The 14697-nt window shown below is 47.8% G+C and carries 13 protein-coding genes and 4 pseudogenes; 4 read left to right on the top strand and 13 right to left on the bottom strand.

Going from position 1 to position 14697, the window contains the following annotated elements; all coding sequences use genetic code 11:
• Positions 1 to 18: 18 nt before the first annotated feature.
• From ACQ86O_RS27370 to ACQ86O_RS27345, 6 genes and pseudogenes are all read right to left on the bottom strand, one after another.
• Positions 19 to 444: a LysR substrate-binding domain-containing protein gene (locus ACQ86O_RS27370; RefSeq protein WP_431225947.1), complete on the bottom strand. Its 426-nt coding sequence runs from the start codon at positions 442 to 444 to the stop codon at positions 19 to 21.
• 35 nt (positions 445 to 479) lie between these two features.
• On the bottom strand, positions 480 to 938 hold the full coding sequence (locus ACQ86O_RS27365) for a LysR family transcriptional regulator (RefSeq protein ID WP_431225946.1): 459 nt from the start codon (positions 936 to 938) through the stop codon (positions 480 to 482).
• A gap of 125 nt (positions 939 to 1063) precedes the next feature.
• Positions 1064 to 1482: pseudogene (locus ACQ86O_RS27360) on the bottom strand (DDE-type integrase/transposase/recombinase); the annotation flags it as partial.
• 82 nt (positions 1483 to 1564) lie between these two features.
• Positions 1565 to 1968: pseudogene (locus ACQ86O_RS27355) on the bottom strand (hypothetical protein); the annotation flags it as partial.
• A gap of 407 nt (positions 1969 to 2375) precedes the next feature.
• Positions 2376 to 2834, bottom strand: a complete 459-nt coding sequence (locus ACQ86O_RS27350; RefSeq protein ID WP_431225945.1) for a LysR substrate-binding domain-containing protein — start codon at positions 2832 to 2834, stop codon at positions 2376 to 2378.
• Entirely contained in the window at positions 2831 to 3289 is a 459-nt protein-coding gene (locus tag ACQ86O_RS27345) for a LysR family transcriptional regulator (protein ID WP_431225944.1), read from the bottom strand. Before ACQ86O_RS27345 ends, ACQ86O_RS27350 begins: the two co-directional genes overlap by 4 nt.
• Positions 3290 to 3530: 241 nt before the next feature.
• Between ACQ86O_RS27345 and ACQ86O_RS27340 the strand changes: the two are divergent.
• Positions 3531 to 3608, top strand: a pseudogene (locus ACQ86O_RS27340) (IS6 family transposase); the annotation flags it as partial.
• 646 nt (positions 3609 to 4254) lie between these two features.
• On the opposite strand, the gene ACQ86O_RS27335 reads toward ACQ86O_RS27340, so the two are convergent.
• From ACQ86O_RS27335 to ACQ86O_RS27305, 7 genes and pseudogenes are all read right to left on the bottom strand, one after another.
• Positions 4255 to 4410, bottom strand: coding sequence for a hypothetical protein (locus ACQ86O_RS27335; RefSeq protein ID WP_431225943.1), 156 nt, complete (start codon positions 4408 to 4410; stop codon positions 4255 to 4257).
• Between the two features lie 173 nt (positions 4411 to 4583).
• The gene (locus ACQ86O_RS27330; RefSeq protein ID WP_431225942.1) at positions 4584 to 5702 is read right to left on the bottom strand and encodes an invasin domain 3-containing protein; all 1119 of its coding nucleotides are present in this window, start codon (positions 5700 to 5702) and stop codon (positions 4584 to 4586) included.
• A 222-nt stretch (positions 5703 to 5924) separates the two neighbouring features.
• Positions 5925 to 6362 (bottom strand): LuxR C-terminal-related transcriptional regulator, encoded by a 438-nt coding sequence (locus tag ACQ86O_RS27325; RefSeq protein WP_431225941.1) that lies wholly within the window; start codon positions 6360 to 6362, stop codon positions 5925 to 5927.
• Positions 6363 to 6641: 279 nt separating this feature from the next.
• Entirely contained in the window at positions 6642 to 7520 is an 879-nt protein-coding gene (locus ACQ86O_RS27320; RefSeq protein ID WP_431225975.1) for a SinI family autotransporter-associated protein, read from the bottom strand.
• 113 nt (positions 7521 to 7633) lie between these two features.
• Positions 7634 to 8532: pseudogene (locus ACQ86O_RS27315) on the bottom strand (SinI family autotransporter-associated protein).
• A 50-nt stretch (positions 8533 to 8582) separates the two neighbouring features.
• Positions 8583 to 10226, bottom strand: coding sequence for an inverse autotransporter beta domain-containing protein (locus ACQ86O_RS27310; protein WP_431225940.1), 1644 nt, complete (start codon positions 10224 to 10226; stop codon positions 8583 to 8585).
• The gene (locus ACQ86O_RS27305; protein ID WP_431225939.1) at positions 10223 to 10834 is read right to left on the bottom strand and encodes a hypothetical protein; all 612 of its coding nucleotides are present in this window, start codon (positions 10832 to 10834) and stop codon (positions 10223 to 10225) included. The genes ACQ86O_RS27310 and ACQ86O_RS27305 overlap by 4 nt, the downstream gene beginning before the upstream one ends.
• 858 nt (positions 10835 to 11692) lie before the next feature.
• Between ACQ86O_RS27305 and ACQ86O_RS27300 the strand changes: the two genes are divergently transcribed.
• The 3 genes from ACQ86O_RS27300 (at position 11693) to ACQ86O_RS27290 (ending at position 14603) form a co-directional block, all read left to right on the top strand.
• Positions 11693 to 12274, top strand: a complete 582-nt coding sequence (locus ACQ86O_RS27300) for a hypothetical protein (protein WP_431225938.1) — start codon at positions 11693 to 11695, stop codon at positions 12272 to 12274.
• Positions 12275 to 12647: 373 nt separating this feature from the next.
• On the top strand, positions 12648 to 13508 hold the full coding sequence (locus ACQ86O_RS27295; RefSeq protein ID WP_431225937.1) for a 3'-5' exonuclease: 861 nt from the start codon (positions 12648 to 12650) through the stop codon (positions 13506 to 13508).
• A 108-nt stretch (positions 13509 to 13616) separates the two neighbouring features.
• Positions 13617 to 14603, top strand: coding sequence for a hypothetical protein (locus tag ACQ86O_RS27290; protein WP_431225936.1), 987 nt, complete (start codon positions 13617 to 13619; stop codon positions 14601 to 14603).
• Positions 14604 to 14697: the final 94 nt, after the last annotated feature.

The raw sequence follows: 14697 nt of genomic DNA, 5'->3' as shown, positions 1-14697 counted from the left end.
CGAATTAGTCCCTCTGTTCTACTGTTGGAAAGACACCAAAAAATTCCCATATGAGTAAAGTATTTCTTTAATTAATTTCGCCGCAATAGGGGTTAATATCTGACTCTTGTGATACACCAAACTATATTGACCGTCAGGAAGTTTTTCTCGAATGGGGATAATATCTAAAACCCCCTGATAACCAACTTCATTCAGCATGCATTTGGGGCCCGCAAACAGGAAGTCATGTTCAAACACTAGCTTTCTCGCAACAGAAAGAGAGTCACCATAAATCACCACATTGTCATTAGCGTTACCGCCAGGAAAAATCAAATCTTCTATATTTATATAATACCCGGCATTCACCGCTGGCAAAAACCACTTTGCGCCTTGTAACTCGTCCAATGACTGACTATTTATCAGAGGGTGTCCCTTTCTACCCATAATACAAAAATCAAGAGTCATTAAATGTTCTGATATGAACTCGCGTGATGACAAATTCAACGTATTTCCAATAAAAAATCCATTTTACCCACACGCAAAGCAGATAATAACTCAGAGAACTGGCCTTCAATGACCGTGATCCTGGCGGCTCTGTGTTGGTTCTTAAAATCATTTAACAACTCAGGAATGACGTTAAAAGCCGGAAAATGAGAACACCCGAAGACGACTTCGCCGTGAGATACCTGCTCAATTTGTTTTACTTCATCAACAGCTCGATCAAGTTCATTTAATATCGCGTTCGCTCTTGCTTCGAATGCCTTTCCTGTTTTCGTTAAAATGACGCCACTTTCTCCCTTCACCAATAATCGAGTGCCCAGTATTCTCTCAAGTTCATTTAAACTTCTCGTCATCGCTGGTTGAGTTTGCCCTAACGCTATAGCAGCAGGACGGACTCCACCATGATGAATGATTGCTCGAAAATTTTTAAGCTGATGAATCTTAGGTATTTCTTTCATTAATTATCTCACTTCGCTCAGATTGATATCCTATGCTTTAGCCTCAAAAACAAGTGTAGTCTACGTGCTACCCCTTTATAATCGGTTCTGTCGCATTAAGAGCTCATCGGGTAATATGCTGTTTGTTATCTGTGTAGTGGTCGAGCAAAACTAGCCACGACTTTAGAGTTTTTCCTGAACAATAGTTCAGATACATTCGGCGTCAAACCTCCTTATACTGATGAGGTCTAAGCTGGCTCTAATATCCCGAGATGTAATTCGTTATCTCTGTGCAGGCTCCATCCGATATCACTCCGTTTTCTGGCTTTGCTTTATCTGATTTCGCCACATTAACTGTTTGAAATTACTTCAGACATAGTGGCCGCCTTGATCGAAGTGATACAGAATATTAGTGGGTTTTCCTCTTGCTTCCCAGACCATAGATAGCGCTTTAGCTGGTAGAATCCGGGAAGAATGGCATAGCCCAGCCAATTGGTTTACGTGAAAATAGATCACGAACAATGGCTAAAGAAACCCAGCGCTTACCCGCCCAGAGTAAAGTAAGAGGCAGGGCGTAATCGCACTATTCCCGGCCTTTTCTCTCCACACCGGAGGTGCTCCTTTCTGTGCATCCGGCTCTCCGTTTAAACGCTGGTGAACGCCATAGCCACGTCAGCAAACGCGATGTATGGGATGATTAACACCACCCGCATATCGCCGTAACGACTGCGTTTGCGGATGAGCCAGTGCCGCAGAAAAACAAATCCGTCATTAACGTGGGGGATGGTGGTTTTCTCCATTTTCAGCCAGAGTTTCGAGTCCTCTTAGAGGGCTTGGCGGCATTCTTCTCTGACCTCCTGCGTTTGTGTTTCATTACTTTTAACGACAATAACAAAATCATCGGCGTATCGACAGTAAGCCACGGCGGACTTCCATTGCCCATTCTCGTTAATCGCGGTACTTTGGCTCCGCTGTGTACTGTTTTCCAGTACCACCGGTCTTATTGGGCTTTGTTGCTCAGGTAGCGTTTATGCAGGTACTGTTCGAACTCCTATATGCATAATGGTTGAAGTTTTCATTAAAATGCATTGAAATATTTGATTGTTCATTAAAATATTTTTAGTTCATAGTTCGTGCTTGGCATAACACATGTATAAATGAAAGCTTTGTTATCATCATTAGCCCTGACTTAAATAAAATATAGAAGCCATTGACAAGAGCCAAAATATAATTGAGAAAAGCAAAGCACCCACCCAAGGAAACTTTACTAATAAAAACATCCAGAACCTTTTTATCATAAGCTACTATCGCTCTATAATAAATTAGCTATTACAAATTTTTTTAAAAACTAACTATAACCTTTTTTGAAAATATTCAGACCTTGCGCCTATGAGTATTTATACACAGTGTAATAAACCATGCTAAAACTTTTATTGTATCTTTTCAAAGATATAATTATCACTGACTATTGGATAAGTTACTATACGAATGAAGTATACATTCAATTAACGCATCTGCGATTGGCGTTAATATCTGACTTTTGTGATACACCAAGCTATATTGACCGTCAGGAAGTTTTTCTCGTATGGGGATAATATCTAAAACCCCCTGATAACCAACTTCATTCAGCATGCATTTGGGGCCCGCAAACAGGAAGTCATGTTCAAACACTAGCTTTCTCGCAACAGAAAGAGAGTCACCATAAATCACCACATTGTCATTAGCGTTACCGCCAGGAAAAATCAAATCTTCTATATTTATATAATACCCGGCATTCACCGCTGGCAAAAACCACTTTGCGCCTTGTAACTCGTCTAATGACCGACTATTTATCAGAGGGTGTCCTTTTCTACCCATAATACAAAAAACAAGGGTCATTAAATGTTTTGAAATGAACTCGCGTGATGATAAATTCAACGTATTTCCAATAAAAAATCCATTTTACCCACACGCAAAGCAGATAATAACTCAGAGAACTGGCCTTCAATGACCGTGATCCTGGCGGCTCTGTGTTGGTTCTTAAAATCATTTAACAACTCAGGAATGACGTTAAAAGCCGGAAAATGAGAACACCCGAAGACGACTTCGCCGTGAGATACCTGCTCAATTTGTTTTACTTCATCAACAGCTCGATCAAGTTCATTTAATATCGCGTTCGCTCTTGCTTCGAATGCCTTTCCTGTTTTCGTTAAAATGACGCCACTTTCTCCCTTCACCAATAATCGAGTGCCCAGTATTCTCTCAAGTTCATTTAAACTTCTCGTCATCGCTGGTTGAGTTTGCCCTAACGCTATAGCAGCAGGACGGACTCCACCATGATGAATGATTGCTCGAAGATTCTTAAGTTGATTTATTTTAGGCGAATGATTCATTTAAAACCTGTAAGCTAAAGAGACTAGTTGTAAACAACAATAATATACAGATTTCGAGCAAAATCTCAAATAAACTTAAAATTATAGCGATACCTTTTAGGCGAAAATTGCCATCATTTAAAATAAAAACATTGATATTTAAATATCATACCTCATCTAAAAAACTTAAATAACATATTTTTGATTTGAATCAATTTAGCAATGATGTGTTTGCTAAAAACCATATTATTAATATGACTAGATACGCAAAGGGCGGTTTCAGTATCCCCAAGGGGATGGGTTGTCACCGGCAGAACAGTTCTATCTTCTGGTTGCCTAAATAATCCACAACACCACTTTTGCAGACTTGCCATCGTTAACGCGACAGAGCCACCATTAATAATTATGCGATATGTCAAAAGACGTGATGACAATCTGGGACGGTAGCTACAGAAACTTGAAGTCCGCCGAGGATTTCTAAAAGCAACCGTCGCACCGGCCAATAAGATGACCCGGATCATTTGCTGTGTACTGACTGATGCGGTTGATTTTAATATGAGTAAGGCTTTTGCTATGAATTAAATCGCTGCAATACTACCAGTAAGAATGACCAACTGAGTTTGCAGGCACTGATGAGAAAACGGCTACCTTCCCTGTAACAGCCTGAAGTTGACCTAGGTAATCAAATGCCGGTGTAGTGATTAGGAAATAAGGCTCGGATAACATCATGGCTCAGGTCATTTAGCCTACTAACGACGCCGGATATGTTGATAACAACGCAAAACAACCCCTCACGAATCAGAGCTATCTTGCCTGGTCGAGCACTCAGTACCAGACTGTCCTTAATGTTCATTTCACTCCCCCTTTATATCATGATTCAACGCTTGGAGTCAGCCATAAGTGCGCTGGCATTTCCCGAGAAAACCCGCGCCTCAAGACACGGGCACCCCAAAAAAAGACCAAGGTTAAAATCTAAACACTAAAGATTAAAGACCCCGATAACACACAACATAGAAGTTGTCGCTGTTGCCGCTGCGGTTGGTGTAGCCAGCGAATAGGTTGACGATGTAGTGGCCATTACCAGAATCCTCAGATGTCCAATAGTAGTTGTTGTAGAAACCGGAATTATGTAGTAGAGACATATTGCCCCACTCCGACCATAAAGCCCCTATATTTCGTTGGGTGTCGTTTGATATCAACTTCGCAATGGTGGCTTGACTCCATCCTTGAGTTAAACACCAATCGGATGCATCGGACCAATTCATCTTCGTCGAGCCCTTATTGATAAACCAATTATTTATGGTGAAGGTGTAGGTCAAAGGTACTCCTCCCCCATCGGTGTCGCCGTAACCGTCACTGGCGATGAATCTCCCTGAGATGTAAAACTCACCTGACCACTATTATTCACCGTAACCCATGATGGAGCGCTGCTAGTCCAGGTGTAATCACTCGCTATACCAGACATTTTCAGGGTAAATGTTGCACCGGTAAATCCGGTACTCGGGAACCCGGCACCTACCGCAAAATTGTAGCCATTGGCAGACACCCCTATAATCGCAGGTATCTCCACAAAGGTGACCACCTTGCTAAGTCCCTCTACCACAACACCGCCCACTTTGGGTACCACGGTCACCGTGCCTGCTTGCGTCCCTTTTAACTCCTGCGTGTAAGTACCGTCACCATTATCCTTCACCGGCGCTACCCAGGAATGGGCAACCCCACTACCAAAGAGATTAACCACCAACCCCTTAATCGGATTGTTATTGGCATCTTTAGCCGTAAAAGTCACTTGAGAGGTCTTTAATCCATCCGCCACAATTGATGTTGGTGAAGCAATCAGGGTTGAGGTGGTGGCACTAATCGGGCCCGGTGTGAACGTAACCACCTTGCTAAGTCTCGCTACCTCAGCACCGCCCACTTTCGGTACCACAGTCACCGCGCCCGCTACCGTGCCTTTTAACTGCTGGGTGTAAGTCCCGTTTCCGTTGTCCTTAACCGGGGCATCCCAGGAATGAGCCACGCCACTGCCAGCAAGATTGACCGATAACCCCGACAGCGGGTTGTTATTCGCATCCCTGGCCGTAAAGGTCACCAAAGAAGAACTTACCCCGTCCGCCACAATAGATGCCGGAGAGACTATCAGCGTGGATTTGGAGCTGTCAGCAGTGCCAGCAATAAAACTAGACACCTTCGCTGCTGGCGTACTTCCCAGCGACGTCACTGTCACCTGATTATCTCCAGCAACGGTGCTCACCAGTGCAGTCTGCGCCACACCGCTCTCATTGGTTTTCACCGTCTGCGTTGCTGGTATCGCCGCACCTTCAGTTACGGTAAAGGTCACATCTACATTGGATAATAGGTTGCCGTGAGCATCTTTGACGGTGGCACTCAACGCATTGCTGTCCGAACCATCCGCAACAGCTCCACTTGCCACAATAAAATCTGCGCCACTGATGTTCGCCGTGCTCTCGTCCGCTATGAAGGTGGTATTCACGCTCCGTTCAACGTTGTTCACGCTTGCCCAAACAGTCAACATTCCCTTATGAGTATTAGTAAGCGTCGCTGTTGCTATCTCATTTTTGAGTACCTAATTCTTTTGCTTTGTTTATTATTAGAGCGACACTTATCTCTAAGACAAACTCAAACGACACTTAAGTTATAATAGCGACACAGGAGAACGTCGGGATAAAAGTAAATGAATGTTTTTTATCCCCAGTTTCGTCAGAGCACGGCGTTTGTAATAACTGAAGGCTTTCTCATCAAGGGACAGTTGACAGGTGACCTGTCGAGCTCTTTTACCTGTCAGCAACGTCTCCAGTATCAACAGCTCCTGTACGGACAGGCTGTTCGGATATCCCTCGCCAGCACGCGAGCCAACCTGCTGAGTCGATGGTTCCTTCCCGTGCATTATCTGCTCAAGCCGTTGGGTAAATACGAGTAACCGGCTGTTTGGCTCAATCACTGTCACATGACTGCCATATTGCGCTAGGTAATTCCCCAGTCCCGGATTCCTTCCGGTGTCCTGTATCACCAGGATCCGAACGTTGGCACGGTTACAACAGAGTACACCTATCAGATTGAGCGCGCCGACCATTGAGTAACGCTCGCCTTGCAAACTGATTATTAACAAGTCTGCCGACCTGCGGGACAGTAACCTTTTTTGCACAGGTCCAGATCATCTGTGTCGAAAATGCGGTACACCGAAGGCAACAGCGCGCTTATGCCCTGGCGGGTAAAGTGGCATGGATGTAAAACGATAACCTGCTTTACCCTCGTATGGTCTTGCATGACTTGTCTGTCCTTATTGCGACCCCGAGGCCTCACCGACGAGATATTCTGACCGTGAGACCTGAGAGGTAAAGGATTCCGATAATTAGTTGTAATCTACTGCCAGGTTGAAGCCCTGAGCACCATCAGCCGAACCTGTCAATTCGGTACCATTTGGCTGCGTATTCGTCGGTACGGTAAAGTTGCCATCAGTGATGCTGGTTGCAAAACCGGTCGCAGGGGCAGCAGTGCCAGTGGTGGCACTGGTTCCCACCAGACGCCAGTTGTAACTGACATTTTCAGTCAGGTCAGCACCGGATTCGCTGTCCGTCAGTCTGAACACATAGCTATCGCCTACTTTCAGAGGTGTTGCCGTTCCAATCAGATTATTGGCAAACGCCGTGTCACTGCTGAGGTAAATTCCCGGTGTCACGCCAGAATCCGGTCCTTCGCCAGGTAAGATTGGCCCTGGTGGCGTTGTTGTCCCCCCGCCAATGCCACTGTTGGTATCCTCGATAGTGAGGGTCTTTCCACTGATGGGGGCACCCGTAGCCGAGTATTCCTGTATCACCACTTTTATCCTGTCCGCACCAATGGCAATCCCGGGAATGGTCAGCTTGCTGGTTCCGGATGAGTTCCCTGTTGCGGGGGCATTCTCTATACCGGTCGTGATCGGGGTTTCAATTTCCCCCTTGACGTAATACCAGTTCACATGCGCCGTGGAGTTATCCGCATCTCCATCAGCGTCGTGATAGTCATAGGTCAGCGTGATAGTGTCACCCGTGGCCAACGTATTGCCACCACTGCTACTGCTCAAGTCAACAGCCTGAGGCGCATTATTAGATGGTGCACTCAACACAGGGGCTGTACCTTGAATAGCTCCGGTTGGATTAGTCAGTACTGCATAAGCACTACTCATGGTGTAACCGGCAATCGCTAGGGCCAGTACCAGTTTTTTCAATGTAAAATTCGGAGTCTTGCGTATCATTGTCTGTTTCCTTTGTACTCTATAAAATATGAAAGTGAGGTATTCCCGCAACTTGGTGTTACAGGATTTACATCAACATAGGGTCAAGTGATTTATTCAGTATCGGCGATCTAGTTAAAATCCACTTTCAGGCTGAAGCCCTGGTCCCCCGAGGCCGCTCCAGAAGTAGAGGTGCTGTTGACCGGCACGGTATAGGTGTCGGTGGTCGCACCTGCAATGGCATGGTTGCTCAGCGTCACGGTAGTATCCGTGCCGCTCGCCGACGAGTTGGTGCCGTCCAGGCGCCACTGGATACTGCTCAGAGTGGTGGTCAGTTCGGTCTCACCGTCATCCCAGACGCCATTGTTATTGCTATCATCCCAGGCCCGAAAAACATAGGTGGCCCCGACTTGTGGATGAGCGTCTGGTGAACGGGCATAATCGGTTGCTCCGCTGCCCGCGCCTGGATTGTCAGACTGGAGGAATACTCCGCCAGCAACATGCCGCCCTGGCTCAATTGGCCCCGGCGGTGTCACGGTTCCTCCCCTCCGATACTGGTGTCATCCACAGTAATCGTCTGGCCTGCTATTGGGGCCCCCGTTGCCGAGTGTTCCTGTATCACCACTTTTATTCTGTCTGCGCCAATGGCAGTCCCTGGAATGGCCAGCGTACTGGTCCCCGGAGAGTTCCCTATAGCAGGTACATTTGTGATACCGGCCGTGATTGGGGTTTCTGTTCCTGCCTTGACGTAATACCAACTCACATGGGCAGTGGAATCATCCGCATCCCCATCCGCGTCGGTGTAGCCATAAGTCAGGGTTATAGTGTCACCTGTGGTCAAATGAGATCCCGTCGCACTGCTGCTAAGGTCAATTGCTTGGTTTTTTCCATTGGATGGGGCGTTCAGTACCGGTGCGCTCCCCTGCACCGATGCAGTTGTCGGTGTACTGCCAGCCCACACAGAGCTGACCAAGCAGCCCGCGAATGCCAATGCCAGCGTCAGTTTCTTTAGCGTAAAATGCATTTTCATCACTCATCTCTTGTTTAATTCGTTTTGGCAAAGCCAGGGGACTGCCGGAGTTACCAGAGCACTTTCAGGCCAAACCCCTGATCACCACACGCCACGCTAGTATTGCTGTTACCATTGGTTCGTGGCGTAAACTGATACCCGGTAATACCGGTATCATGGTCATTCAGTGTGCTGGCACAACCTGCCGTGTTGGTGCCGTCTAGTACCCAGCGCACGGTCTCGGCTGGTATACTCGCGGTAATGTCGTTATTGCTGGCATCAAACAGTTTCACGGTATAAGTCACCCCCACTTGCGGGTGGGTTCCACTGGTCAGCAGATCCTGTCCTTCAGGATCATGAATTTCAGCCCTTGCTACCAAATCAGGGCCTCCACCGGTAAAGGTGAGCGTCTGCGAAACCGTATCGCCAAACACCCCCAGACTAGCTTTTACTAGGAAGGTGCCGGGCAGTGTACTGGCCAGTTTCATCACGTGGTGGTCGATACCATTACGCTCTTCCGTCTGTGCTTTTATTATCCTCAGGCAGCGTTGCACCTGCTCCTGTGCATCGACCGGACAGTCTTCTCCCGGCGCGGTCCAGGTAACTGGTTTACCGGTTACCGCATCAGTCACCAGCCATACAGGCTGGAGCTGTGCATCATGAACGGGTTGGCCCAGATGATTTTCCAGGTAGGCGACCAGCCCAACAGCATCGGTCTCCAGACCGGATGCCGGAACACTGGCGGCACTTTCCAATACCAATTGTCCCTGACGCTGCTGTCCGACCACGATATCTACTGTGTTCGACGTGGCCTCGCGCCCTTTTTCATCCACCACGGTGAGTGCCAATTGATAACGGTTTTCCGCGCTCGGTGCCGGATCCCAGGCAGGCAGAGTAATTTGCCAGCCCTGGGGATTGTCCCCTCCGGCTGTTGGAAGCAGAGACAACGGGATCGTGTCACCTTTCCAGGTCACGCCGGTTATCCGGTATTTATTGTTGACCAGTGGCTGCATTACATGCACATCGCCCTCCAGCAGCGTGGTCGGTACAGCGGCCAGGTCGAGTGACAGCAAACCAGACTTTTCTCGATACTCCAGCACAATGTCATAGTTGCGGTCGACGCTGTCATAGCGACTCCCTATCAGCGTACGCATAGCCGCCACATTACTGGGGTCGAGTTGTCTGTCCAGAAGCGTGCCCAACTGATAGTTAATCTGCAGGTCAAGCTTGGTTTCCTGCTGTCCTTGCTGACCTTCTCGGTGGCTCGCTTTAAGCGTCGCCAGCGGGAATGGGGTATAGTCCACGCCCAGTGTGACAGCTCGCGGATCCTTCTGGAGATTCTCCTTACCGAACAGGGCGACTTCGTCACCAAAATACTGCTCATAGACCGCGGAGGCCCCCAGGTGGGGATAGACTGGCAGGTAGCCCTGCAGTCGGACATCGAACCCCTTCGCCGGACGTTCTTCGTAGTCGTCAAAATCCCGCGAGTTTTTCCAACCGGAGAGCGGATGGTAGTAGTTGGTGGCCAACCTTAGCGACGTGGTCCACAGCTCTGCCCCCAGACCCAAGCGGCTATGGTTACGGCTAAAATCCTGATCCATGAAGGCGTTATAGCCTACGAGCCAGGAGCCCTTGTCCCAGCGCACACCACCTCCGAAGTTACCGATAGTTCGGCTATCCTGATCATGAATACCGACCTGAGAGAAGGCGATCATGGCGTCGTTTTCATACCAGGGGGTAAAAAGGGAAACGGTACTCTTGCTGAAATCCCCCGGTCATCAACGGCAATACCGACCTGCGCTTTGCCGAATTTCCCCAACAAGCCCTGCGCCTGCTGTTGCAACGGGTCAATTAACTGACCTTTTGCCTGGTTTTTTGCCCATCCTTCAGCCTGATTTTTCACTTGTTCACCGGTCATGCTGTTCCAGTCTTGAGCCCCCACGGTCTGAGCAGCACCCGCCACTTTCATGGCTGTGGCGTCCGTTTCTGGAAGCGGTTCGTTTCCCATGCCCAGTTCGGGCAGATTACTGACCAGGGCGTTACTGGCAACCATCGGAAATAGCGGTGAATCAGCTGGCAACAAGAGGCTTTCGCCGGCCTTGAGCGTATCGCGCCGATGGAGACTACCGTTGTTGAGTCGGCGCAATTCTGCTACTTGCAGACCGCTTTGCAGGGCGAACTGATAAAGACTGGTGTTATTTCTCACTGTGTAGATACGTGTAGGCGCCGCTTCAGCATGACTGAACGTGGGATACCCCAATGTAAAAATTCCGCCGCCAATAAATAATGAAGCAATAACGGAAAGACGTTGCGGCTTTTTCATTGGGCCATTCCTTTTATTAATACTGATTTGCAAATGAAGTCTGTTTATTAACTGAAAAATGCAGCAAATTGAATAGTTCCCAGTGGATTAAAAGGTAAGTAGATGAAGGATTATCCTTTTAATATTTCAGTAAAAAAACGGGAATTTCATCACCACATCGAAAATGAAAACCATATGCAAAAATGGCTTTCTTGAATGGTTGTCTATTTCATTAAAGTGGTTGGTCCCAGATAATTATTTCATGGTGCATAATGCATCTATTTTAAAATTAATTATCATCATATTTTCTACACCATCAACCTAGCTGTTGGCTTTCTTGCATGTTGTGTAATATATATAAATAGAGATAAATCTCAAATTAACTTAAACTTATACGTATGCTTTTTTGTATTTTAAAAAAAATACAACCATCTGAAAAATATTATTTTTTTAGAAAAAACACATCGAGCACATATTCTGAGAACTGCTAACTCTCTGATCTGAGATCAATTATTAATCGTGAATTCTCTCTATGAAACGTAGCACACCGTTGCTGCCTATGCAGGGGTTCACCTGCGGGGCAGAGACTCCTGACAGAGAGCCCGATGTCTGCACTAAGGACTAGCAAAGAGAGGCAGTACGAGTGGGTTGTGCCTGGTGAGCATTTAAAAATTTCAATCTTCATAACACTATTTTTCTGTATATATATACAGTGTATTATTGATGTTATCTATAAAGCTTGCAAGGGAAGCCAGCTGAAATAGGGGTCTGAAGCCCAACCGTACGAAAACGTACGGTTGGGCTTCAGACCCCTTAACGTACAATAATTTTCGATATCCAAACTGACCCCAAGTTGAACGCCGCGCTTACGGCGCAGCCATGCGGGAAAAAGAGAGTAAAGCGGCCAGTGCCGCCTGGCACAGGGAATGGATCAGTAAAAAAGGACTGCGGGAACGGCTCTGGACCGACAGAGCCATCGCTGACTTCCTGAAGCCGCCGCAGGAGGCGGGCCCTATCAAAGCCTGGAAGCGAAAGTACATACTCAGAGTGGAACAGACACCCGCGTTCCGGGCTTGGATGGTACAGCGTCAGGACTGGCTTATACTCCGGGGAAAACTGCCGCAAGCATTGCAAACAGGTGAGGATATGACAGGACTTATTGGCAGCGGCCTGACATTACGGACCGTCTATGAAAATAAACAGGGTGAGAAGCGGCTGATCGTCTCAGTTACGGATAATGTGGTCCTCTGGAAAACAGCCGATCCGGATCTACCTACCGGCGGGAAATCGCAGGGGAGTGCCACACTGGCAAGCTTCCGGCGCTGGACCGCCAGTGAACACCCGGCTTCCGATGCCGAACGGGAAGCCTTCGACAGAGTATCACGCCGGCGAAAAAGCGAACGTCAAAATACCCGTGAGCTCAGAGCCATGAAAAACCGTATACACCAAGAGAATAGCTAATGATGTGAAACATCATTTACAGGCGAATGCATCAGCGCTACCCTTAATGATGTTAGATATCATTAAGGGTATAAAGCATGCGCTTGTCCGCGGTACAGAAAGACATCCTGTATGTCCTTTACGGACTGGAAGTTCGTCAGGGAAAACTAGCACCACTGCCACTGGTAACCCTGTTACGGATCGTGAATTCAGCCCGTCAGCAGCTACTGGCTGACACAAATTTTCGCCGCTCCTGTCACACACTGAACCAACATAGTTTGCTGGATAAATACCGAGATCGTCAGTCGCTACAACTGGCCTTTTCCTTGTCAACAACAGGCAGGGAGAAAGCACGCGACATCTATCAAGCCAGAATAAACGAAATGGAGGACCTATGAGTGACGATGATTTGCAGTCACGCCGTGAGAAGGCGCTAGCTGACGATAAGTGCTTTTCCAAGGGACGTTTACGGGATGAATTTCGCATGAAGCCCGCCCTAGGGACAAAGCCGGTAAAGTGGTACAAGAGCACCTATGGCGGGAAGTACGGGGTATATCGTATCGCTGACTGTGTCCCGATGCGACCGAAACAGGAACCGTCAGACAAGCAAAAAAAGGCCGCTGCCCAGTTGGCCATTCGTTCACAACTCAACAGCCTGCAGGGGCGTGCGTCAGTACGCGCTGACGCCTGGCTTCACCACGCTCCGTTGTTCCTCGATACCGAAACCACCGGCCTCGGCGATGCCGACCAAGCCCTGGAAATCGGCCTGACAGATGCGGACGGCAATCTGGTATTTGAAACCCGCCTGAACCCTACCGTGGCCATCGCGCCGCAAGCGGCCGCAGTACACGGCATTGATGCATCAGCCCTTGCTGACGCCCCATCCTGGCCGGACGTCGCACAGCAGTTGCAGCACTGTATCGGTCAGCGCCCCCTGGTGATCTTCAATGCCGCATTTGATACGCGTATTCTGCGCCAGACCGCCGCCGCGCACGGCGATCGCGCCGACTGGCTCAACGCGGTGACCGTACACTGTGCCATGCAGCTGGCGGCTGACTTCTTTGGGACCACGAACCGCTACGGCACCATCTCGCTGGCCAGTGCCGCCAGTCAGGCAGAACTGGTATGGGAGGGGGCGGCACATTCGGCGATAGCCGATGCTAAAATGACCGCGGGCGTAGTCAATGCGATTGCCTGCTATTCACGGCAACTGCAGCAAAAACTGGGCACACCTGATGACACTGCCCTCGATTAACTGGTGGTTATTTTCACTAGCTGGCCCCCTTGGCATGGGTCTGCATAATTAATGACAGGATGTTAATAGGGGAAAAATAGTGATTAAAAGGGCATGGATGATAACAACATGAATATTATCGATCTATCTTACCTGTCTGCCCCACAAATCAAGGCAGCACGCGAGTTCACTGATTTGAAGTTCGATATCGATATGAAAGCCAGAGATTGCCCGGAAAACGTTCCTGATGACCTTCATGGCCCAATGAGAGGAGGAGAGTATGGCCCTTATTTTGGAATGTGTTTCTTTAACAGCATCATTCCTTTCATGCCTCGGGATTCTGAAGTACACACACCAGAAACATCACTAATCCCAGTAGCTCAAACTCTTGGTTGTAGTTGGCGATGGTGGCCAGATAGGTATCAATCAAAAGAAGATGAACAAAAAATCAAATCACATATTTTTTCGGAATATGGAATAAGCAGTACCAGCTATACCTGCATACCTGAACTCGGCCTGTTCTTACCTCATGAGGGAAAGAATCGCGTCAACTTTTGTCGATATCACAAGATCGATAATATCCCTGCCAGGGTATACACTCATCATTATCCTAAAGCCGAAAGAATTGCGATTTATGTCGTGGATATCGCCGGTGGTAAGGATGTTTGGGCCGTTCTGGATGGACGATATATTCAGAAAGTCAGCCATTACGCCTTTGCATGGCCTTTGCTCCGGGCTTATGGCGTACCAAGCCAACATCAGTGGCCAACTGAGTTACCACCATTAAAAGACATACTCACTCATGCTAATAGTGCCATGGAAACAGAGCTTTTTTACGAGCCTGTTATTGATGTTGAAAAAGTCAGTAGGTGGCTTAGGGATAATGCTATCCGTACAGGGCTGATCGAGTTCCCGATCCGCAATAAATACACCTATCTGGCCCTGTTTGCAGTTGTTTTCATGATGGCAATGACTGCTTTCGATTATTCAAGTGGTGGCCTGGCTGAAAGTATTTTTCTTGGTATAGGCGCTTTCTCTGCAGGCAGCTTGTTTACCCTGATAGCCCCCATTTTTTGGACTAAAAAAAGGTATTTGGCGAATGAAAACCACCTCTGAATATCTATTGGGACAGTTTATATCCCAAAAATATACAGGTATAGAGGAGTAGAAGCGTACGACTGTGGTGTATGGGTTATAGAGCCAGCTTCAT

The organism is Serratia sp. L9 (genome assembly GCF_050632285.1).
Classification (GTDB): Bacteria; Pseudomonadota; Gammaproteobacteria; order Enterobacterales; family Enterobacteriaceae; genus Chania.
This window is presented reverse-complemented; position numbering and strand designations above follow the sequence as displayed.

Bases quoted from the DNA above. Each gene is read 5' to 3' on its own strand.
- ACQ86O_RS27370 (WP_431225947.1), bottom strand. From the start codon at position 444: ATGACTCTTGATTTTTGTATTATGGGTAGAAAGGGACACCCTCTGATA.
- ACQ86O_RS27365 (WP_431225946.1), bottom strand. From the start codon at position 938: ATGAAAGAAATACCTAAGATTCATCAGCTTAAAAATTTTCGAGCAATC.
- ACQ86O_RS27345 (WP_431225944.1), bottom strand. From the start codon at position 3,289: ATGAATCATTCGCCTAAAATAAATCAACTTAAGAATCTTCGAGCAATC.
- ACQ86O_RS27335 (WP_431225943.1), bottom strand. From the start codon at position 4,410: ATGTCTCTACTACATAATTCCGGTTTCTACAACAACTACTATTGGACA.
- ACQ86O_RS27325 (WP_431225941.1), bottom strand. From the start codon at position 6,362: ATGGTCGGCGCGCTCAATCTGATAGGTGTACTCTGTTGTAACCGTGCC.
- ACQ86O_RS27310 (WP_431225940.1), bottom strand. From the start codon at position 10,226: ATGATCGCCTTCTCTCAGGTCGGTATTCATGATCAGGATAGCCGAACT.
- ACQ86O_RS27305 (WP_431225939.1), bottom strand. From the start codon at position 10,834: ATGAAAAAGCCGCAACGTCTTTCCGTTATTGCTTCATTATTTATTGGC.
- ACQ86O_RS27300 (WP_431225938.1), top strand. From the start codon at position 11,693: ATGCGGGAAAAAGAGAGTAAAGCGGCCAGTGCCGCCTGGCACAGGGAA.
- ACQ86O_RS27295 (WP_431225937.1), top strand. From the start codon at position 12,648: ATGAGTGACGATGATTTGCAGTCACGCCGTGAGAAGGCGCTAGCTGAC.
- ACQ86O_RS27290 (WP_431225936.1), top strand. From the start codon at position 13,617: ATGAATATTATCGATCTATCTTACCTGTCTGCCCCACAAATCAAGGCA.